Source organism: Cryobacterium shii, from assembly GCF_004402595.1.
In the GTDB taxonomy this organism is placed as follows: Bacteria; Actinomycetota; Actinomycetes; order Actinomycetales; family Microbacteriaceae; genus Cryobacterium; species Cryobacterium shii.
The window spans coordinates 1-19,139 of record NZ_SOFY01000005.1 but is presented as its reverse complement, the minus strand read 5'-3'; the positions used below and the strand labels follow the sequence as shown (position 1 = coordinate 19,139).

The window sequence follows — 19,139 nt, the reverse complement described above, 5'->3', positions numbered from 1 at the left end:
GGTATAACCTCTATTCTCGCGCAGCGAAACTACTGCGCTCTTGATGCTACGCGTTGGTCAGTGCGGGCACGGTTGCATCCGTGGTGACCAGCGGTGTCCTGCGGGCGTAGCGCTTCAGAGCGATCACGAGCAGGGCCGCGACAACGGTTCCGATCGCGATGGCCAGGGCGAAGAGCGCGAAGCTGTCGATGGCGAAGAACACGAACACGCCACCGTGGGGAGCCTTCGAGGTGACACCCCAGGCCATCGAGAGAGCGCCTGTGACACCGGCGCCGACCATGCAGGCCGGGATCACGCGGAGCACGTCTGCTGCAGCGAACGGGATGGCGCCTTCGGAGATGAAGGACGCACCCAGCAGCCAGGCCGCCTTGCCGTTTTCCCGCTCAGCGACGCTGAACAGTCGGCGGTCGAGCACCGTGGCCAGAGCCATGGCGAGCGGCGGAACCATGCCGGCGGCCATGACCGCGGCCATGACCTGCCACGGCGCCTGGTTGGCCATGGTGGCCGTACCGAGGCCGGCGACGGCGAAGGCGTAGGCCACCTTGTTGACCGGGCCACCGAGGTCGAAGCCCATCATGAGGCCCAGGATCAGGCCGAGCAGGATGGCGGAGGCGCCGGTCATGCCGGACAGCCACTCGTTCAGCGCGGTGCTCAGCAGCGCGATGGGGCCACCGAGAACCAGGAACATCAGGCCCGAGGCGACGATCGACGCGACCAGCGGGATGATGACGACGGGCATCAGGCTGCGGAGCCAGCGCGGAACGTCGAGCTTCGCGAAGCTGGCGGCTGCGACACCGGCCAGCAGACCACCGGCGATGCCGCCGAGGAAGCCGGCACCCATGAACCCGGCAACGGCACCGGCGACGAAACCGGGGGCGATTCCGGGGCGGTCGGCGATCGCGTAGGCGATGTAACCGGCCAGGGCCGGAACCAGGAAGCCCATCGACAGGGCGCCGATCTTGAAGAAGACGGCTCCCAGGTAGGTGAGCATTCCGCCGTCAGGCAGGTTGAACAGACTGTTCTGCAGCGTCACCGTGTCGGCGACCTTGGTGATCTCGTAGCCTCCGAGGAGGAAGCCGAGTGCGATCAGCAGGCCTCCACCGGCGACGAACGGGATCATGTAGCTGACACCGGTGAGCAGGGCGCGCTTGACCTTCTGGCCGAAGTGCTCGTTGGTCTCCTCGGCCTCGGCCGCACCGACGGTGCCGCCGACGCGGCGGGCATTGGGGTTCTGTGCCGCGGCCAGCGCATCCTGGATGAGCTTGGCCGGTTCGTCGATGCCGCGCTTCACGGGCACCTGGATGACGGGCTTGCCGGCGAAACGCTCGCGACCGCGAACGTCCACGTCGACCGCGAAGATGACGGCATCGGCCGCGGCGATCACGGACGCGTCAAGCATCGTGAGGCCGGCGGAACCCTGCGTCTCGACCTGCATGTCCACGCCGGCGGCCTTGGCCGCGGCGGCGAGGGACTCGGCAGCCATGTAGGTGTGCGCGATGCCGGTCGGGCAGGCGGTGACGGCGACGAGGCGCTTGACCCCGGTGGCCGCGGACGGCGTGCTGCCCACGTTTGCGGACGCGCCGACGGTGACTCCGACGGGGGCGACGACGTTGGTGACCAGCTCGACGATCTCGGCCTGCGTCTTCGCCGCGCGCAGTGCGGCGGTGAAGTCGGCCTTCATCAGCGAGCGAGCCAGCTTGGCCAGGATTTTAAGGTGGTCCTGGTCGGCTCCCGCGGGGGCTGCGATCAGGAAGACGAGGTCGGCGGGGCCGTCCTTGGCGCCGAAGTCGACCGGGGAGGTCAACCGGGCCAGGGCCAGCGTCGGCTCGGAAACGGCCTCTGAGCGGCAATGAGGAATTGCGATGCCGCCCGGAATCCCGGTGGCGGTCTTCGCTTCGCGGGCGAGGGCATCCGCGTAGAGGCCCTCAATCTCGGTGGCTCGGCCGGCGCCGACGACGAGCTCGGCAAGATGCCGGATTACGCTCGAGGGCGCGGCTCCGAGATTCTTATCCAGAGCAACGAGCTCCGGCGTGATCAGTGCACTCACTGGACATCCTCCTTTGGATGGGTAACAAGCGTCGTCACGGTGACGTCGCCCGGTTTGGTTTGGTTCAGTGCCGGAACGGTTGATCCGGGCAAAGACGCGGCGGCTGCCCCATGGGCGGCTGCCTGACGAAGGGAGTCGGGGGCGGGTTCCCCGGCGCTGGTGCTGAGCAGGTATCCGGCGAGGGACGAGTCCCCGGCGCCGACCGTGCTGACCGCCACCATCGGCGGGGTCTGGGCCAGCCAGGCCCCATCGGCGGTCACCAGCACGGCACCCTTGGAACCGAGGGTGGCCAGCACGGCGCCGACCCCGCCGGCGACGAGGCGCTGCGCGGCCCGGGCCACGAGTTCGGGGTTGCCCTCGAGGCTGTCCGGGTCGGGGATGCCGGTGAGCTCGGCGAGCTCCTCCGCATTGGGCTTGATCAGGTCAGGGCCGGCGGTCACGGCGGCGGCCAGCGGCGCTCCCGAGGAGTCGACGGCCACCTTCGGGGCGCTCGTGCCGAAGCGGGTGCGCAGCTCGCGGGTGATCCTGGCGTAGAAGTCCACCGGCACCCCGGGCGGCAGGGAGCCGGCCAGGACCAGCCAGCTGGCCCCTTCGGCCTTCTCCAGCACGAGCTCGATCAGGGCGGCCTGCTGGGCGGGGGTCAGGACCGGCCCGGGCACGTTGACCTTGGTGGTGGTGCCGTCGGGCTCGGTGATGGCCACGTTGCTGCGGATCGTGGCGCCGATCGGCATTCCGAGGTGCGGGACACCGTCGGCGCGCAGGGCGACCAGGACCGGGTCCATATCGTCGCCCGGCAGGATGGCGAGGCTCAGGATGCCGGATGCCTCGAGTGCGCGAACGATGTTCACGCCCTTGCCGCCCGGTTCCTCGTGGGAGGAGCCGGCGCGTTGCACCTCGCCGCGCGCCAGGGGCCCGCTCAGCTCGATCGTGCGATCCAGGCTTGGATTAGGGGTAAGCGTGATGATCACGCGATCACAACCTCAACGTCGGCCGCGGCCAGGGCTGCGGCAAGTTCGAATGATGGGGAGGCGTCCGTGATCAGCACGTCGATTTCACCCAGGGCGGCGAAGCGCATCAGGGTTTCCTTGTCGAGCTTGGAGGAATCGGCCAGCGCGACAACGCGGCGGGCCGAACGGACGATGGCTGTTTTCACTGCGGCCTCGACGGCATCCGGGGTGCTGAATCCGAAATCGGAGTGCACGCCGTTGGCGCCGATGAAGGCGATGTCGGGCCGCAGGGCGTCGAGCTGGGCGATGGTGCTGGGGCCGACGACGGCGCGGGTGAGGCCGCGCACGCGGCCGCCGAGGATATAGAGCTGGATGTCGTCGTTCAAGGCGAGCTTGGTGGCGATGGGGACCGCGTTGGTGATGACGAGCAGTTCGTCGTCCAGTTCGGCCGGGGCCCAGTCGACCAGGAGGTCGGCGAGGAGTTCGGTGGTCGTACCGGCGTCGAGCAGGATCGACCCGGTCTGGCTGGCCGGGATCAGCGCGAGGGCTGCGGCCGCGATCCGCATCTTCTCATCATGGTGCTGGGTCCGGCGCTCTTCGAGGCTCGGCTCCGACATGCTCTGCCGGTCGAGGGCCACGGCACCGCCGTGAACGCGGCGCAACTGGCGGGCGCCCTCCAGGGTGGTCAGGTCTCGGCGCACCGTTTCGGGGGTGATGTCGAAGCGGGTGGCCAGCTCGCTGACCGTGACCCGGCTCGAACTGGACACCAGATCGGCGATTAGGGCCTGGCGCTCTTCAGCGAACATTTGTCCTCCTCGACGATGTATGAAACGGTTGTGGCGGGGACCACGGGACTTCAATGGCTCTACCGTACCTGTGTTTGTTTTTGCTTGTCAAGCAAAACGCAGATAAACAAAGAAGTGGCTGTCCCGGGGCGATTTTCGCCTGCCGCCTGCACGGCGATGGGCCCCGGATCGGCAGGCGTGCGGCCGGTGTCAGTGGTCGGCACTACCGTGAAGAGCATGAAGATCCTGCACACTTCTGACTGGCACATCGGGCGAACCTTCCACACGCATTCGACCCTGGGGCACCTGCGTCAGGTCCTCGACGCCCTGGTCCAGGCCGTGCGGGACCACCGGATCGATGTGGTTGCCGTCGCCGGCGACATCTTCGACTCGGCGATGCCCTCCGCCGACAGCTACACCCTGCTCGCGGCGGCGCTCCGCGAGATCCGGGAGGCCGGCGCCCAGGTGGTCATGACCAGCGGAAACCACGATTCGGCGACCCGGCTGGGCTTCCAATCCGAGTGGGCCCGGCTGGCCGGCATCCACGTGGTGACCCGGCCGGAACAATTCCTCGAGCCCGTCACCCTGCAGGACGAGCATGGCCCCGTGCACTTCTACGGCATCCCTTACCTCGAGCCGGCGTTGATCCGACACCTCTACCCGGACGAGACGCTCAAGACGCACGAGCAGGTGCTCACCTTCGTGATGCGCCGCATCCGCGCCGACCTCGCCGTGCGGGGCGGCCGCTCGGTCGTCCTCAGCCACTGTTTCGCGGCCGGAGTCGCGGTAGCCGAGGCGACCGACGTCGAGCGCGACATCACCGCCGGCGGGCTCGACCTCGTGCCGGTCTCGGTGTTTACCAACCCGGTATTCATTAACGACGGATTCATAAATGACGGCGCGAAGTCCGTCGGTCCCGACTACGTCGCCCTCGGCCACATCCACGGCCGGGCCGTCCTCAACGACCGGGTGCGCTACTCGGGAGCACCACTGCACTACTCGTTCTCCGAGGCCGGCAAGCCCCGCGGCGGCTGGCTGGTCGACCTCGGGCCCGGTGACGGGCGCGGCGGCCACGAGGCGCAGATCGAGTGGGTCGACCTGCCCGTGCCCCGCCGCCTCAGCGTGCTCACCGGTGAGATCGACGCGTTGCTTACCGACGACTCGTTCGATGAGTTCACGGATGACTGGGTGTCGGCGATCCTGACCGACCAGGTTCGGCCCCTCGATGGAATGCGGCGACTGCAGAAGCGTTTCCCGCACTGCGTCACCCTCGAGCACCGGCCCTTCATCGTCGTGCAGTCAGAGGTCGCGACCTACGGGGAGCGCATCTATCGCCAGAACGACCACGAGATCGTGGCGGGATTTCTCGAGTTCGTGCGCAACGGGGTCGGCCAGACGGATTTCGAGCGTGATCTCGTCGCCGAAATCCTCGCCGCGAGAGACCTCCTGGAGGTGACGGAATGAAGATCAAGCGCTTGCGGATCGCCGGTTTCGGTCCCTACAAGAACGAACAGGTGATCGACTTCCAGCGGTTCGATGCCGACGGAATATTCCTGATCAGCGGAAAAACAGGGGCGGGCAAGTCCAGCATCCTCGACGCGGTCTGCTTCGCCCTGTACGCCAGCGTGCCGCGCTATGAGGGCACCGAATCCCAGCTGCGCAGCGACCATTGCGACCCCGACGACCTCACCTTCGTCGAGCTCGAATTCGGCCTGAACGGCCAGAATTACCGCATCTACCGCACGCCCCGATACGAGAAGAACAAAAAGCGCGGGGTGGGCACCACCATGTCGCAGCCCGACGCCCGCCTCGACGTGTTCGACCGCGTTGGTGACAGCGGTGCTGCTGACGGTGCTGCTGACGGTGCCGGCTGGCGCAGCATCGCCACCCGCCCCGTCGACGTCGGACATGAGCTGGCGCGGATCCTTCCCCTCAAGCAGGACCAGTTCCTGCAGGTCATCCTGCTGGCCCAGAACCGGTTCCAGCGGTTCCTCCTGGCCAAGACGGACGACCGCCGTGCCGTGCTCCGCACACTCTTCGGCACGGCACGCTTTGAGAGAGTGGAGACGGACCTCCAGGGCCGGCGCAAGCTGCTCGGCGACGCTCTGGAATCGGTGCGGCAACGGCTGGCCGGGCTTTCCGGCACCGCGGCGCGGCAGCTCCAACGTGAGGACGTGCCGCAGAACCCCGACCGCGACTGGTTCGACGCCGCCCGGGACGAACTCGGCGCCCTGCACCGGGCCGCCGCCGTGACGGCAGACCGATCTGCGGCTGCACTCGCCGCCGCGACGGCTCACCACCAGGCGCAGGGCGACCTGCGCAAACGACAGGATCGCCGGGACGGTGCCCTGTCGTCCCTCACTCTGCTGCATGAACGCGAGCCCGGGGTGGCCTCAGACCGGGGCGCCGTGCAATCCGCGAACCGGGCGGCAAAGGTCTGGCCTCAGCTCCTGGCCCTGCAGGCCGCCGATGACGCCCGTGACCTCGCCCTGGCCGCGGAGCGGGCCGCACGTCAGGCCTGGCAACCGTTCCAGGACGACCCGGACACGGCCGGGGATTCCCCGGCTCCGGGCGGCGCGCCCATCCCGGCCGATCGGGTCGCCGCCTCCACGCGGAAGAGCCTCGGCACCACGATCGAAGTCCTTCTCGGTCAACTGGGCTCGCTGGACGACGTCGTCCTCGCTGAACAACGACTGCCGGGGCTCGACGGTGACCTCGCCGACCTGGCGGCTCGGCTCGGCCGCCACACGGCGGCCGTCTATGCGACGCAGGAGCAACTCGACCTGCTGCCCGACCGGCTCGACGGGATCGACCGGGAACTGGCCGCTGCGGTTCGGACGGCAGCACGCGAACCGGAGGCCCGTGCACTCGTGCAGGCTGCGCTCGCCGCCCAGACCGCGGCGGAAGAGGTGCGAGCCCTTGACGCCGATCTCGCGGCTGCCCTGGTGGCCGACGCCGCCACCGCCCGGGAGAACACCGAGGCCGCGGTGCACTATCAGGACCTCGGTGATCGGCGACTGGCCGGTCATGCCGCGGAGTTGGCCCTGCAGCTCGTCGACGGGGCGCCCTGCGTCGTCTGCGGCTCGAGCGTGCATCCCGTCCCCGCCGTCGGCGACGGCGAACCGGTCACCGAGCGCGACCTCGAGGCCGCTCGTGCGCGGATGGCGCTGGCCCAGGCCGGGCTCGACCGCAGCCACGCCCGAATCGGTTCGGTCACCACTGCTCTCGCGCTGGCCGGAATCCGTGCCGGCGAAGGGAGCGCCCACGAACTGGCCGCCGTCATCATCACGGCTGAGGCGGCGCTGGCCGAAGCCGAGGCCGCGGCCGAACGCGCCGAGAGCCTGGGCCGCGACAAGAGCCGGCTGCGGGCCGACCTCGAGGAGGCGGGGCGGTCACTGGCGGACCTGCGACTCGCCCGTGACGAGGCGGCCACGACCCTGGCCGAGCGCCGCAGCCAGCGCCTGGCCATCGACGAGCGGGTCGAAGCCCATCGCGGCGACTTCGCATCCGTCACGCACCGGGCACTGGCCCTGCGCGCCCGACTCGACGCCGCGCGCACCCTGGACGAGGCCCTGGCCCGCAGCCTCGAACGGGACAACGCACGGAAGTCAGCTCTCAACGTCATACACGCGCAGCTGGCGCAGGAAGGTTTCACCGACCAGGCGGCCGCGGTCACCGCTCGCCTGGACGAGGCCGCCATTGCGACGTTGGAGGCGGCGATCCGGCGCCACGACGACGAGCTGGCGGCGTCGCGCGCCGTGCTCGCCGAGCCGGAGATCGTCGGCCTCCCCGACGGCCGGACCGATCTGGAACCGTCCCGCATCGCCCTCGCGGCCGCCGCCGACGCCCGAGACGAGGCCGTGGCCGCCCGCGGGTCGCTGGACGAGCGGGTGGCCGTCATGGCCGGGCTGGTCGCGGACGCCGCGGCGCACTTCGACGCCGGGGCCGAGCTCCTCGCCACCCACACGCGGGTCCGCGAGCTGGCTGCCGCGGTGCACGGGGATGAACCGAACACCAAACGGATGCGCCTGGAGACCTACGTCCTCGCCGCGCAGCTCGAGGAGATCATCGCGGCGGCCAACAACCGGTTGCGCACCATGACCGGCGGCCGTTACTGCCTCGAGCACGATGATTCGCTGCAGTACCGGGGCAACCAGTCCGGCCTCGGGCTGATGATCCGCGACGCGCACACCGGGCGAGCCCGGCCCACCCACTCGCTCTCCGGGGGTGAGACCTTCCTCGCCTCGCTCGCGCTGGCCCTGGGTCTGGCCGAGGTGGTGTCGAACCAGGCCGGCGGCATCGCCCTGGACACCCTTTTCGTCGACGAAGGGTTCGGTTCCCTCGACAGCGCCACGCTGGAGACGGCCATGAGCACCCTGGACGGGCTCCGCGCCGGTGGCCGTACCATCGGCCTGATCAGCCACGTCGACTCGATGAAGGAGCAGATCCCGGCCAAGCTGGTCATCACCGTCACCGATCAGGGTTACAGCGAGATCGACGACGGTCTCGTGCCGGTGTAGTCAGTGGCAAGCGTGAGCCGGGGCCGGGGTCAGAACGCGGGCGCGGGCGTGTCGGCGTAGGCCTGCTGGTCGGGGCAGGCCGCGAGCACGCGCGCCATCGCGTCATGTTCGGCCGGGGCCACCCACAGGCCATAGGCGGCCTTGACCGAAATCTGCCGGGCGACGTATTCGCAGCGAAAGGACGAGGCTGCGGGCAGCCAGGTGGCGGCGTCGCCGTCACTCTTCTGTGAGTTGGAGGCGCCATCGGACGCGAGCAGGTTCACGGGATCGTTGGCCAGCGCGATCCGCTGGTCCTGCGTGAGCTGCTGGGCACCGGTCTGCCAGGCGTTCGACAGCGCCACCAGGTGGTCGATCTGCACGAGTGTCGAGGTCGTTTCGCCGCGCACGAAGGCCACGGTCCGACCGGTGTACGGCGCCAGGAGCTGGCCGCTCATGACCTTGCAGGGCCCGGACGTCACGATCACCGTGAGATCCCGCGCGAGGATGTCGTTGCGGGTGTCGCAGCCGTTTCGATCGACGTCCCGCCAGGCGGACCCGAACTCCCCGGTGCGGTCGTAGCCCGTCTTCGCGGCCTTTCCCTTCACCGGCAGGGTGGCGAGCAACGCCGAGGCGGAGCCGGCGGGGGAGGCCGCCGCCGAGGCCCCGGGTGAAGCCGCAGTGGCCTCGGGAGTGGCCACGGCCGAGGCGGCGGGCGACGCCGAGCTCGCGGCCGGGGCGCCCGGGTTCCCGGTGTTCCCGGCTGCGATCGCCAGCGCGAGAATCAGCAGGGGCAGGGCCACGAGCACGGTCAGGCCCGGCCGCAGCCGCGAACGCCGTCGGGCCCGGCCGACGTGGTGCAGCGAGTTTCGCACGGTTCCCCCAGGGTCGGCTTTCGACCCTACCGGTAGCGATAATGACCGGATGACCACGCGCCTCACCCAGCACAGGATGAAGCGCGGGCACTCGACTACTCGGTGTCGGCGCTCGTCTTGCCGATGCTTGCCTTCCCGGCGGTCGTCTTTCGAGAAGTCGTCTTTCGAGAAGTCGTCTTTCGAGCAGTCGTCTTCCCGGCGGTCGCTTTCCCGGCCGTTTTGTTCCCGGCCGACGTGCCCTTGGCGCGCGCGCGCTCCGTGGTGGTGCCGTCGAAGCTTTCCTCGGCGGACTCGGCGTCTTCCCTGGTCGCGTGCACGGTGCCGTCGGCATGCTGAGGCGGCCCGTACACAGTGACCAGCCGGAGCTTCTTGCCCCCGGTGTTCAACACGTTGTGCCGCGCCCCGGCGGGAACCACCATGCCCATGCTCCGACGGATTTCGGTGGTGATGCCGTCAATCCAGATCTCTCCCCGGCCTTTCTCGACGAGGAAGAACTGGTCCCGGTCATCGTGCACCTCCTCGCCGATGTCTTCGCCGGGCTTGAGTGACATCACCACCAGCTGCAGCCCGCTGCCGGTGTAGAGAACGCGGCGAAAATCCGAATTCTGACCGGCAAGATCCTTGATGTCCTGAACGAAACCCTTCATGGGCGACCTCCCTGTTTGAACGCACCATAGTCGCCGAGCCGGGGCCTTTCAACGTCGTTTGATGCCGTTGCTTGATCCGACAGGTGAAGCATGCTTCACTAGTTGCAGGAGGGGAGTAATCCTCAGCGTGTGGTCGTCACTACGGTTTCGTGATCGAAACCCGGCCGCACGGGCCACCACGGCCGGACCAGACCTCCAGTTGGCGCACCTGACTGGAAGGCATCACTCTCCCCATGGACGTTTCTCTCTCCGCCTGGCTGGGCGTCTTCGGCATCATCCTAGCGATGCTCGCCATCGACCTGTTCGCCCATCGCAAGGCGCAGGTGATCCGGGTGCGGGAAGCCGCAGCCTGGTCCGTCGTCTGGGTGCTGATCGGTATCGGCTTCGGGCTGGTGGTCTGGATCACCGCCGGAGCCGAATTCGGTCAGCAATACTTCGCCGGCTACCTGATCGAGAAATCCCTCGCGGTGGACAACGTCTTCGTCTGGGCGATCATCTTCGCGGCCTTCGCGGTGCCGCGGGAATACCGGCACCGAGTGCTGTTCCTCGGCGTGGTGGGCGCCCTCGTGCTACGCGGCGGCTTCATCGCCGCCGGCGCCGTGCTGATCGAGAACTTCTCCTGGATCCTGTACGTCTTCGCCGCGTTCCTGATCTACACCGGCTACCGCATGATCAAGACGCGCGCCGAACAAGCACATCCGGAGAAGTCGCCGGTGCTGCGTCTCTTCCGCCGCTTCATCCCGATGACCAACGCCTTCCATGGCCAGCGCTTCCTCGTGCGCAAGAACGGCATCCTGCTCGCGACGCCGCTGCTGGCCGTCCTCGTGCTCGTCGAGGTGACGGATGTCGTGTTCGCCGTGGACTCCATCCCCGCCATCTTCGCGGTCACCAACGAACCGTTCATCGTCTTCACAGCCAACGCGTTCGCGATCCTCGGGCTCCGCGCCATGTACTTCCTGCTCGCGGACCTCATGCACCGCTTCGTCTACCTGAAGATCGGCCTCGCCCTGGTGCTGGTCTGGGTGGGTGTCAAGATGCTGCTGCTCGACGTCTTCTACATCCCCACGACGGTATCGCTGGCCGTGATCGTGGCGATCCTCCTGGTGTCGATCCTGCTGAGTCTGCGGGCCACGCGGGGACAGGGCCGCCGCAGCGTCGAGGCGGTTCCGGCCGGGGCATTCCGGCTGGCCACTCCGGACGAACTGGCCGAACTCGAGCCGGTCTGGTGGATCCGACCGAGAAGAACCGAAAGTGAGACGAGACGATGACACAGATCCCGGCCCGGTCTCCGTCCCCTGCCCCGTCACTGTCCCCGGCGGACCGCCGGCCTCCCCCCGACACACGGTGGACGTTCCTGACTCACCACGCGCACCTGCTCCTCGCCATCGCGGCGAACCCCGATGCCCGGGTGCAGGAGCTCGCGGACACGGTGGGGGTGTCGTCCCGGGCGGCACTGAGCATCCTGGCCGACCTGGTCGAGGCCGGGTACATCCGGCGTGAACGGGTCGGGCGGCGCAACCACTACAGCATCGAGCGGAACCGGCCGTTCCGGCATCCATCGACCGCGGCGCACAGCGTGGACGAGATGATCGCGGTGTTCGGCACGTTCGCGCCCGCCGAACGGACTCAGTTGAGCCGATCAGGCCGTGGTGTCGGCCCGGAACGCAGGGGAACGGAACCGGCTCTCGGCGATCGCGGCCGCGGCGAGAGCGGTGATGAAGGCCGCGATGCCGAGCACGTAGAGCGCCACCGCGAGGTAGCCGCCCGGCTGGCCTGGGTCGAGGAAGGGGTAGGTGTAGAAGCCGGTCAGGTTGCCCCGCACCACGGCGTAGGCCACCCAGGCCAGCGGATAGATCAGGGCCAGACCGAGGCGCTTCCAGGCCAGGGCGGGGCGCCCCGGGGAGAGTATCCAGTCCAGCGCGATGAAGATCGGCGCCCAGACGTGCAGCACCTCGTTGGGCCAGGCGATCCCGGTGAACCCGTCGGAGACGACGTTGCGCAACAGAGCGTTGTACACGGCGCCGGTGACCACCGCGTAGGTGAGCACCGACATCCGTACTCCGGTCAGGAGCTGGGGATCCAGCCTTCGGCGCAGGGCGAGGGAACCGCCCACGAGGAGCACGACGACGTTCATCAGGCTGGACTGGATGGTGAAATAGCCGAAGTACTCGGTGGCCACGAAGGCATCGTTCCAGAGCTGGTCCGTGACCTGCGTGGCAATGCTCGCGAGAAGCAGCAGGCCCATGCCGATCCGCAGCAGACCGGCGAGGCGCCGGAAGGGGGCGGGCGATGTTGAGTCGGAGACCACCGGAGAAATCGCTGTTGACATCACTGAAGAAGAATAATGCCGCCGAGATGGGGAAAAAATTCTCACCGGGGATACGACAGGAAGGTCACCATTGCTGGAAGTAACCGCGCTCCGCTGGGCGCTCACCATCGCAGTCATTCTGGTTCTGCTCGCGCTGGACCTGGGCCTGGCCATCGCTCGGCCGCACGTTGTCAGGTTTCGGGAGGCCGCACTCTCGTCCGTGCTGTACATCGCGGTCGCGATCCTGTTCGGCCTCGTTTTCGCGGCGCAGGTGGGCTGGGGCTTCGGCGCTGAATACTTCGCCGGTTACATCGTTGAGAAGAGCCTGTCCATCGACAACCTCTTCGTATTCGTGATCATCATGTCGACCTTCGCCGTCCCGGAAAAATACCAGCAGAAGGTTCTTATCTTCGGGATCGTGCTGGCACTCATTTTGCGGGCGATCTTCATCGCCTTGGGCGCCGCACTGCTCTCGCTGTTCTCATTCATGTTCCTGATCTTCGGTCTGGTATTGATCTTCACGGCCGTACAGCTGTACCGGCACCGCAATGTCGACCCCGACGTGCAGGACAACGTGCTGGTCCGGGTGGCCCGCCGGGGCCTGACCGTCACCGACGACTATGACGGCGGAAGGATGTTCTCGCGAAGCGCTGGCCGCCGAGCGGTGACACCGCTGTTCATCGTGCTGATAGCCATTGGCAGCACCGACCTGTTGTTCGCACTCGACTCGATCCCGGCGATCTTCGGAATCACCGACGAGGCCTACATCGTCTTCACGGCCAACGCCTTCGCACTGCTCGGGCTCCGGGCGCTGTTCTTCCTCGTCAAGGGGCTCCTCGACCGGCTGGTCTACCTGTCGACGGGCCTGTCCCTCATCCTGGCCTTCATCGGTGTGAAACTCGTTCTGCACTGGGGACACGGCCTGGACGCCCGCGTGCCGGAGATCAGCACGAACCTCAGCCTGATCGTCATCGGTGTGGTCTTGACCGTGACCACGGTTGCGAGCCTGATCAAGACGCGGCAGGATCCCACGGCGCGGGCTCATGCCGGCTCACTCCGGGCAGCGGATCAGACCGTCGCGGAACCAGCGAATAAGCACGACCCCGAGCACCAGAGCTAGCGGGCGGATTTCAGACGCCGGCCGGTGGTCTAGAACGGGAACAACAGCCGGTGCAGGAACTGGCGGGTGCGTTCCTCTTTCGGCTCGCGAAGAACCTGCTTCGGATCGCCGTGCTCGACAACGGTGCCGCCGTCGACGAACGCCACCTCGGTGGCTACCTCGCGGGCGAATTCGAGCTCGTGAGTGACGATCACCATGCTCCAGCCCTCCACCGCCAGCTCCTTGATCAGGCGCAGCACGTCGCCGACGAGTTCGGGGTCCAGCGACGAGGTGGGCTCGTCGAAGAGCAGCAGCTGCGGTCGCAGCGCGAGCGCGCGTACGATCCCGACGCGCTGTTGCTGGCCGCCGGAGAGTTCGAACGGGTAGCTGTCCGTCTTGTCGCCGAGGCCCACGCGCTCGAGCAGGGCGATTGCCTCGGCCGTCACCTCGGCCTTCGGCCGCCGCTGCACCACGACGGGCCCCTCGAGCACGTTTTCCAGCACGGTCTTGTGCGGGAACAGGTTGTAGTGCTGGAAGACCATGGCCGAGCGGTCCCGCAACGCCGTGAGCTGCTTCTTCGTCGGGGGCGGGTCGAACGAGACGGACACCTCGCCACCCACATCGATCGTGCCGCCGTCGGCCAGCTCGAGGCCGTTCAGGCAGCGCAGGATGGTCGTTTTCCCCGAACCGGACGGGCCGATCAGGGCGAGCACCTGGCCGCGCCCGACCGTGAGGTCGATCGATTCGAGCACCCGGTTCGTGCCGAAGTTCTTCCGCAGGCCGCGCACCCGCAGCAGGGCGTCGGGAACGGGCTGGTCAGTGGGCGACATAGCGGTCCAATCGCTTCTCGAGGATGCTCTGCACCGACGACAGGGCCAGGCAGATCACCCAGTACACCAGTGCCGCTTCCAGGTACAACAGCATGAACTCCTGGCTGAACGCGGCCACCTCCTGGGCCTGGCGGAACAGCTCCGTGACCAGGATCAGGGAGGCCAGGGAGGTGTCCTTGACCAGGCTGATGAAGGTGTTCGACAGGGGAGGGACGGACACCCGGGCGGCCTGGGGCAGGATGATCCGGGTCAGCGCGCGCCGATGCGACATCCCGATCATGTATGCGGCCTCCCACTGTCCTTTCGGAACCGAGAGGATCGCCGCGCGGATCACTTCGGCCGCATACCCGCCCACGTTCAGCGAGAACGCGACCACCGCGCTCGGCCACGGGTCGATCAGGATGCCCAGCGACGGCAGGCCGTAGAAGATCACGAACAGCTGCACCAGCAGGGGCGTTCCGCGAATGATGGAGATGTAGACGCGGGCGATGCCGGACACCCAGCGGCGCCGGGATAGGCGCATCAGGGCCAGCCCGAGGGCCAGCGAGAGCCCGATCGCGAAGGATGCCAGGGCCAGCGGGATGGTTCCCGTGACGGCTCCCTGCGCGATCGGTCCCAGGGAGGTCAAAAAAAGGTCCCAGGCGGACTGGGTCGCGGTCTCGTTCATCGGTACGCCTCGTCAGCCGAGGCGGTTACTTGGAGACGTCGGTCCCGAAGTACTTCTCGGAGATCTTCGCCAGGGTCCCGTCCGCGGTCAGCTCGGCCAGGGCCTTGTCCGCGGCGGTCTTAAGCGCCGTGCTGCCCTTGATGAAGGCCAATGCGGACTCGGACTTCTCGTCGGTGTTCGCGGCCACCTTGAGACCGGCGGCACCGGTCTGCTTCTTGTAGTCCAGGTAGGTCAGGTTGTCGTTCACGGTCGCGTCGACGCGGCCCTGCTCGACCAGTGCCACCGACTGGGCCCAGCCTTCGACGGCCTGCACGTTGGCGCCGCTCTCGGTGGCCAGGGTGTTCCAGTTGCTGGTCAGCGACTGCGCCGAGGTCTTGCCCGACAGGGTCTTGAAGGAGGTGATGGACGTGTTGTCGCTCTTGACCACGATCACGCCCGTCGAGTACGTGTACGGCGTGGAGAACTCGTACTTGGCGGTGCGCTCTTGGGTGATCGAGACCTGGTTGGCGATCACGTCGAAGCGGCCGGCCTCGAGGCCGGCGAAGATGCCGTCCCACTGGGTTTCCTCGAACTTGGCCTTGACGCCGAGCTTGCCGGCGACGGCTTCGACCACCTCGACGTCGAATCCGGTCAGCTTGCCCGACCCGTTCTCGTGGAACGTGAACGGGCGGTAGGTTCCCTCGGTGCCGACGGTGAGCGTGCCGGACTTCTGCACGGCCAAGAGGGACGTGTCCGCCCCGGCGGTCTTGTCGGAGTCAGTGTCCCCGCCGGTGGAGCAGCCGGCCAGCGAAACGGCGATCGCTGTGAAAAGGACTGCCGACATGATCTTGAGCTTCATTAGTTTCTGGCCTAACCGAGGTTTCGTCGTTCCGTTGCTGATCAGCAACGTCCGAAGACTAACAAGGTGTGCGCACCGGTCACTATTCCCATCCGACATGTCCCGTCACACAGGAGGGGACGCCGGGTCAATGGCCTTGCCCGCGATTTTGCGTGGTAATAGGCTGCGCGAGCCGTACTCAACCCGAAGGAGTCCGCCATGAAGCTCACCCCTGCCCAGCACGATCGTTCCGCCGGCGTGCTCCTCGGCCTGGCTTGCGGAGACGCGCTCGGTGCCGGCTACGAATTCGCAGGCCCCCTGCCCGACTCCACGCCCGTCAGTATGCGTGGGGGCGGCGGGTTCCACTGGGCGCCCGGCGAATGGACCGACTACACCGCCATGGCCGTGCCCCTGGCGCTCGCCGCGGCAGACGGCGGAGACCTGCGGGATGAGGCCGTACTCGACGGCGTGGCCGTCCAGTGGGTGGGCTGGGCGAAATCCGCCCCCTACGGTGGAATCCAGCTGGGGGCGGTGCTCTCGCGCAGCGAACCGACGGCAGCGGGGGTGCGCCGGATGGCCCGGGAACAGCACGAACGAAACGGGCGCAGCGCCGGCGCCGGCTCGCTCCCTCGCACCGCGGCGGTCGCCCTGGCCTACCTCGACGACCCGGGGGCGCTGGCCGATGCTGCCCGGCTGGTCAGTGAGTTGACGCACTGCGAGACGGATACCGGGGACGCCTGCGTGCTGTGGGGACTCGCCATCCGTCATGCGGTGATGGAGGGGGAGCTGGACCTGCGGGTCGGTCTTCCGCTGCTGCCGGCCGGTCGGCGCGCCGCCTGGGCGGCGCGGTTCGCCTACGCCGAAGAAAAGCGGCCGGCAGACTTCTCGAACAACGGCTGGGTGGTGCAGACGCTGCAGGGCGCCTGGTCGGCGATCACCCACACCCAGGGCACGGATGCCGGCCAGGTGCGCCGCGCCATCGAGGCCGCTGCGCGGGGCGGGGGCGAGACGGATGCCGTGGCGGCCACCGTCGGTGCGCTCGTGGCCGCGCGCTGGGGACTGGCGGAGGTGCCCACGTCCTGGCGTCGCCTGGTGCAGGGCTGGCCGGGGTTGCGCGGCGTTGATCTCGTGCGCCTGTCCATGCAGGCGGCACACCGGGGCGAGGCCGCGGACGCCGACGAGGTCGGTGAGCGGCGGGGCGTCAAGCTGCGGGCGCTGCGCTGACCCGGGGCGCCGGCATCAGGACGTGAGGGCGAGAGCGAACGGCAGCACCGCCGCGACGCCCTGCCGCCGCAGCAGGCGCCCGGCGACGGTCAGCGTCCAGCGGCTCCCGGCGATGTCGTCGACCAGCAGGATCGGCCGCCCGGCGAACGGGGCCAGCGCCTGGGCGAGATCGGGCCCCACACTGAAGCGGTCCCACACATTGGAGAGCCGGTAGGCGCTGTTGCCGCCCGGGGCGCCGGTCGGCCCCGTGCCCACGAGGTCGAGGGAACCGAGCCAGGGCAGCCGCCCGGCATCGGAGAGGGCGCGGGCCACCGAGTCGACGAGCACCGGATGCCGCCGGGACGGCAGGCTCACCACCGCCGCCGGCCGCTCCTCCCAGCCCCACTCGGCCAGCACGCGGATGCAGGCGGCGATCATGGCCTTGCTCGCCGGGGCATCCGTGGCCTGAGCGGCGAAGAGGTCGCGCAGGGGCCCGCCCCAGCCCAGGTCGGTCAGCCGGGCGAGGGCGCGCCCGGCCAGCAGACGCTCGTCGACCGGGATGTTGCCCCGCACGTTCACGCCCAGGCTGGCGACCCCGGTCGGCCACTGGGCGCGCGGCTCGAGGGCCACGCCGACCCGGTCGAGGGACTGGGCGGCGGCTGATGCCATGTCGGGCCGCACCTCGGCCGGGAACCAGGCCGCGGTGCAGTTGTCGCAGCGCCCGCAGGCGACGGCGGTGTCGTCGTCGAGGGCGCGCTGCAGGAACTCCATCCGGCAGCCGGTGGTGGTCTCGTATTCGATCATGGACTGCTGCTCGGCGACGCGGGCGGCGGCGATGCGCTCGTAGCGCTCCTGGTCGTAGAACCAGGGCTCGCCCGTGGCGACCCAGCCGCCCGTGACCCGGCGCACGGCGCCGTCCACGTCGAGCACCTTGAGCAGGAGTTCGAGCGGGCTCCTCTTCAGGTCGACGCGGGCTTCCAGCGCCGGGGTGGAGAGCGGGGCGCCGCCGTGCGCGGTCAACGCGGCGATCACGGCCTCCGCCTTGTTCTTGCTGGGCATCGAGGAGGTCGCGAAGTACTGCCAGATGTCCTGGTCTTCGACCCCGGGCAGCAGCAGCACATCGGCGTTCTCGGTGGCGCGGCCGGCGCGGCCGACCTGCTGGTAGTAGGCGACCGGGGAGGAGGGTGCGCCGAGGTGGAGGACGAAGCCGAGGTCCGGTTTGTCGAAGCCCATGCCGAGGGCGCTGGTGGCGACGAGGGCCTTCACCTCGTTGCGCTTGAGCATGCCCTCGGACTCCTCGCGTTCGGCCGTGTCCGTCTGGCCGGTGTAGGCGCGCACCGGGTGGCCGGCCTCCCGCAGCAGCCGGGCCGTGTCTTCGGCCGCCGACACGGTGAGGGTGTAGACGATGCCGCTGCCGGGCAGCTCGTCGATGTGGCTGAGCAGCCAGGCCAGGCGGGTGCGGGAGTCGGGCAGGCGCAGCACGCCCAGGCGCAGGGAGGCGCGGGCGAGCGGCCCGCGGATGGTGACCACCGCGGCGGAGGTGTCGGCTCCGGCGGAGGTGTCGGTGGCGGATCCGGTCGCCGCGCTGTCCAGCTGCGCCGCGACATCCGTCACCACCCGGCTGTTCGCGGTGGCCGTCGTCGCCAGGACCGGCACCCCGTCGGGCATCTGGGCGATCAGGTCGCGCAGGCGCCGGTAGTCGGGCCGGAAATCGTGGCCCCAGTCGGAGATGCAGTGGGCCTCGTCCACGACGAGCAGGCCGACCCGCTCCAGCAGCGCGGGGAGCTGCTCGTCACGGAACTTCGGGTTGTTCAGGCGCTCCGGAGAGACGAGGAGCACGTCGACCTCGTCGTTCTGCAGCTGCTGCCGTACCTCGGCCCACTCGTGCGGGTTGGACGAGTTGATCGAGACCGCGCGCACGCCGGCCCGGGCGGCCGCGGCCACCTGGTCGCGCATCAGGGCGAGCAGCGGCGACACCAGGATCGTCGGCCCGGCGCCCTGCCGGCGCAGCAGCAGCGTGGCGACGAAGTACACCGCCGACTTGCCCCACCCGGTGCGCTGCACGACCAGGGCGCGCCGGCGCTGGTCGACGAGGGTCTCGATCGCCTCGAACTGCCCCTCGTGGAAGTCGGCGTCATCGCGCCCGACCAGGGTGCGCAGGATATCGAGGGCGTCGGTGCGGGTGTCGGTCATCGGTCCAGCTTCGCAGGTGCGGGTGACAGGATGCCGGGTGACCTCTGGGTCACGGCCGGTCACCGGGCGCCGGGCCGCACTCGCGGCGCAGGTTGTGGCAGCGGGCGCAGGTTAGAACCTGCGCCGGCGGGCACAGGGTCCGCCGCGACGCTGCGGGCGGGCGCGGGCGCGGGCGCGGGCAGGGGCGGGAGGTCGGGCGCGGGCGAGTGTGGGCAGGCGCGGGCT

General features: G+C 68.8%; 16 protein-coding genes and 1 pseudogene. 6 read left to right on the top strand and 11 right to left on the bottom strand.

All coding sequences use genetic code 11. The features are described from left to right. Nucleotides 1-46 precede the first annotated feature (46 nt). Genes E3O49_RS00575 through E3O49_RS16410 form a run of 4 tightly spaced genes read right to left on the bottom strand, consistent with a single transcriptional unit; the run spans nucleotide 47 to nucleotide 4,018 of the window. The gene (locus tag E3O49_RS00575) at nucleotides 47-2,047 is read right to left on the bottom strand and encodes a PTS fructose transporter subunit IIABC (RefSeq protein ID WP_134365752.1); all 2,001 of its coding nucleotides are present in this window, start codon (nucleotides 2,045-2,047) and stop codon (nucleotides 47-49) included. Then, entirely contained in the window at nucleotides 2,044-3,015 is a 972-nt protein-coding gene (locus E3O49_RS00570) for a 1-phosphofructokinase family hexose kinase (RefSeq protein WP_134365751.1), read from the bottom strand. Before E3O49_RS00570 ends, E3O49_RS00575 begins: the two co-directional genes overlap by 4 nt. Then, nucleotides 3,012-3,800 (bottom strand): DeoR/GlpR family DNA-binding transcription regulator, encoded by a 789-nt coding sequence (locus E3O49_RS00565; RefSeq protein WP_134365750.1) that lies wholly within the window; start codon nucleotides 3,798-3,800, stop codon nucleotides 3,012-3,014. The genes E3O49_RS00570 and E3O49_RS00565 overlap by 4 nt, the downstream gene beginning before the upstream one ends. 59 nt (nucleotides 3,801-3,859) lie before the next feature. Beyond that, entirely contained in the window at nucleotides 3,860-4,018 is a 159-nt protein-coding gene (locus E3O49_RS16410) for a hypothetical protein (protein WP_160140984.1), read from the bottom strand. Between E3O49_RS16410 and E3O49_RS00560 the strand changes: the two genes are divergently transcribed. Both E3O49_RS00560 and E3O49_RS00555 read left to right on the top strand, forming a co-directional pair. Continuing rightward, on the top strand, nucleotides 4,017-5,243 hold the full coding sequence (locus E3O49_RS00560; protein WP_134365749.1) for an exonuclease SbcCD subunit D: 1,227 nt from the start codon (nucleotides 4,017-4,019) through the stop codon (nucleotides 5,241-5,243). The two genes, E3O49_RS16410 and E3O49_RS00560, sit on opposite strands and share 2 nt — an antisense overlap. Beyond that, nucleotides 5,240-8,299, top strand: a complete 3,060-nt coding sequence (locus E3O49_RS00555) for an AAA family ATPase (RefSeq protein WP_134402456.1) — start codon at nucleotides 5,240-5,242, stop codon at nucleotides 8,297-8,299. Before E3O49_RS00560 ends, E3O49_RS00555 begins: the two co-directional genes overlap by 4 nt. 29 nt (nucleotides 8,300-8,328) lie before the next feature. On the opposite strand, the gene E3O49_RS00550 is transcribed toward E3O49_RS00555, so the two are convergent. Both E3O49_RS00550 and E3O49_RS00545 read right to left on the bottom strand, forming a co-directional pair. Continuing rightward, nucleotides 8,329-9,150, bottom strand: coding sequence for an HNH endonuclease family protein (locus E3O49_RS00550; protein WP_241975806.1), 822 nt, complete (start codon nucleotides 9,148-9,150; stop codon nucleotides 8,329-8,331). 95 nt (nucleotides 9,151-9,245) lie between these two features. Then, on the bottom strand, nucleotides 9,246-9,797 hold the full coding sequence (locus E3O49_RS00545; protein WP_134402457.1) for a cupin domain-containing protein: 552 nt from the start codon (nucleotides 9,795-9,797) through the stop codon (nucleotides 9,246-9,248). Between the two features lie 233 nt (nucleotides 9,798-10,030). On the opposite strand from E3O49_RS00545, the gene E3O49_RS00540 reads away from it, so the two are divergent. Next, nucleotides 10,031-11,065 carry a TerC family protein gene (locus E3O49_RS00540; RefSeq protein ID WP_134450814.1) on the top strand — a complete coding sequence of 345 codons (1,035 nt, stop codon included), beginning with the start codon at nucleotides 10,031-10,033 and terminating at the stop codon, nucleotides 11,063-11,065. After that, nucleotides 11,062-11,292 (top strand): annotated as a pseudogene (locus tag E3O49_RS00535) (winged helix-turn-helix domain-containing protein); the annotation flags it as partial. The gene E3O49_RS00540 and the pseudogene E3O49_RS00535, both read left to right, overlap by 4 nt. Before the next feature lie 144 nt (nucleotides 11,293-11,436). Here the strand turns inward: E3O49_RS00535 and E3O49_RS00530 are convergent. Continuing rightward, entirely contained in the window at nucleotides 11,437-12,126 is a 690-nt protein-coding gene (locus tag E3O49_RS00530; RefSeq protein ID WP_134365745.1) for a Pr6Pr family membrane protein, read from the bottom strand. Between the two features lie 70 nt (nucleotides 12,127-12,196). Here E3O49_RS00530 and E3O49_RS00525 point away from each other — a divergent pair, with 70 nt between their 5' ends. Continuing rightward, nucleotides 12,197-13,225: a TerC/Alx family metal homeostasis membrane protein gene (locus tag E3O49_RS00525; protein ID WP_134365744.1), complete on the top strand. Its 1,029-nt coding sequence runs from the start codon at nucleotides 12,197-12,199 to the stop codon at nucleotides 13,223-13,225. 29 nt (nucleotides 13,226-13,254) lie between these two features. Here the strand turns inward: E3O49_RS00525 and E3O49_RS00520 are convergent, their stop codons facing one another. Genes E3O49_RS00520 through E3O49_RS00510 form a run of 3 tightly spaced genes read right to left on the bottom strand, consistent with a single transcriptional unit; the run spans nucleotide 13,255 to nucleotide 15,524 of the window. Next, the gene (locus E3O49_RS00520) at nucleotides 13,255-14,034 is read right to left on the bottom strand and encodes an amino acid ABC transporter ATP-binding protein (protein ID WP_134365743.1); all 780 of its coding nucleotides are present in this window, start codon (nucleotides 14,032-14,034) and stop codon (nucleotides 13,255-13,257) included. Then, a complete protein-coding gene (locus E3O49_RS00515; RefSeq protein WP_134365742.1) occupies nucleotides 14,021-14,701 on the bottom strand; it encodes an amino acid ABC transporter permease in 681 nt (226 codons plus the stop codon). The genes E3O49_RS00520 and E3O49_RS00515 overlap by 14 nt, the downstream gene beginning before the upstream one ends. A 25-nt stretch (nucleotides 14,702-14,726) precedes the next feature. Next, the gene (locus E3O49_RS00510; RefSeq protein ID WP_277612477.1) at nucleotides 14,727-15,524 is read right to left on the bottom strand and encodes an amino acid ABC transporter substrate-binding protein; all 798 of its coding nucleotides are present in this window, start codon (nucleotides 15,522-15,524) and stop codon (nucleotides 14,727-14,729) included. Between the two features lie 213 nt (nucleotides 15,525-15,737). On the opposite strand from E3O49_RS00510, the gene E3O49_RS00505 reads away from it, so the two are divergent. Next, complete coding sequence (locus E3O49_RS00505) at nucleotides 15,738-16,742, top strand: ADP-ribosylglycohydrolase family protein (protein ID WP_134365740.1); 1,005 nt, start codon at nucleotides 15,738-15,740, stop codon at nucleotides 16,740-16,742. 15 nt (nucleotides 16,743-16,757) lie between these two features. Here the strand turns inward: E3O49_RS00505 and E3O49_RS00500 are convergent, their stop codons facing one another. Next, nucleotides 16,758-18,914, bottom strand: coding sequence for a RecQ family ATP-dependent DNA helicase (locus E3O49_RS00500; protein ID WP_134365739.1), 2,157 nt, complete (start codon nucleotides 18,912-18,914; stop codon nucleotides 16,758-16,760). Between the last annotated feature and the right edge of the window lie 225 nt (nucleotides 18,915-19,139).

What these genes read in the sequence shown, in the direction of transcription:
- E3O49_RS00565 (WP_134365750.1), bottom strand. Translation starts at nt 3,800, where the DNA reads ATGTTCGCTGAAGAGCGCCAGGCCCTAATCGCCGATCTGGTGTCCAGT.
- E3O49_RS00560 (WP_134365749.1), top strand. Translation starts at nt 4,017, where the DNA reads ATGAAGATCCTGCACACTTCTGACTGGCACATCGGGCGAACCTTCCAC.
- E3O49_RS16410 (WP_160140984.1), bottom strand. Translation starts at nt 4,018, where the DNA reads ATGCTCTTCACGGTAGTGCCGACCACTGACACCGGCCGCACGCCTGCC.
- E3O49_RS00555 (WP_134402456.1), top strand. Translation starts at nt 5,240, where the DNA reads ATGAAGATCAAGCGCTTGCGGATCGCCGGTTTCGGTCCCTACAAGAAC.
- E3O49_RS00545 (WP_134402457.1), bottom strand. Translation starts at nt 9,797, where the DNA reads ATGAAGGGTTTCGTTCAGGACATCAAGGATCTTGCCGGTCAGAATTCG.
- E3O49_RS00540 (WP_134450814.1), top strand. Translation starts at nt 10,031, where the DNA reads ATGGACGTTTCTCTCTCCGCCTGGCTGGGCGTCTTCGGCATCATCCTA.
- E3O49_RS00530 (WP_134365745.1), bottom strand. Translation starts at nt 12,126, where the DNA reads ATGTCAACAGCGATTTCTCCGGTGGTCTCCGACTCAACATCGCCCGCC.
- E3O49_RS00520 (WP_134365743.1), bottom strand. Translation starts at nt 14,034, where the DNA reads ATGTCGCCCACTGACCAGCCCGTTCCCGACGCCCTGCTGCGGGTGCGC.
- E3O49_RS00515 (WP_134365742.1), bottom strand. Translation starts at nt 14,701, where the DNA reads ATGAACGAGACCGCGACCCAGTCCGCCTGGGACCTTTTTTTGACCTCC.
- E3O49_RS00510 (WP_277612477.1), bottom strand. Translation starts at nt 15,524, where the DNA reads ATGTCGGCAGTCCTTTTCACAGCGATCGCCGTTTCGCTGGCCGGCTGC.
- E3O49_RS00505 (WP_134365740.1), top strand. Translation starts at nt 15,738, where the DNA reads ATGAAGCTCACCCCTGCCCAGCACGATCGTTCCGCCGGCGTGCTCCTC.
- E3O49_RS00500 (WP_134365739.1), bottom strand. Translation starts at nt 18,914, where the DNA reads ATGACCGACACCCGCACCGACGCCCTCGATATCCTGCGCACCCTGGTC.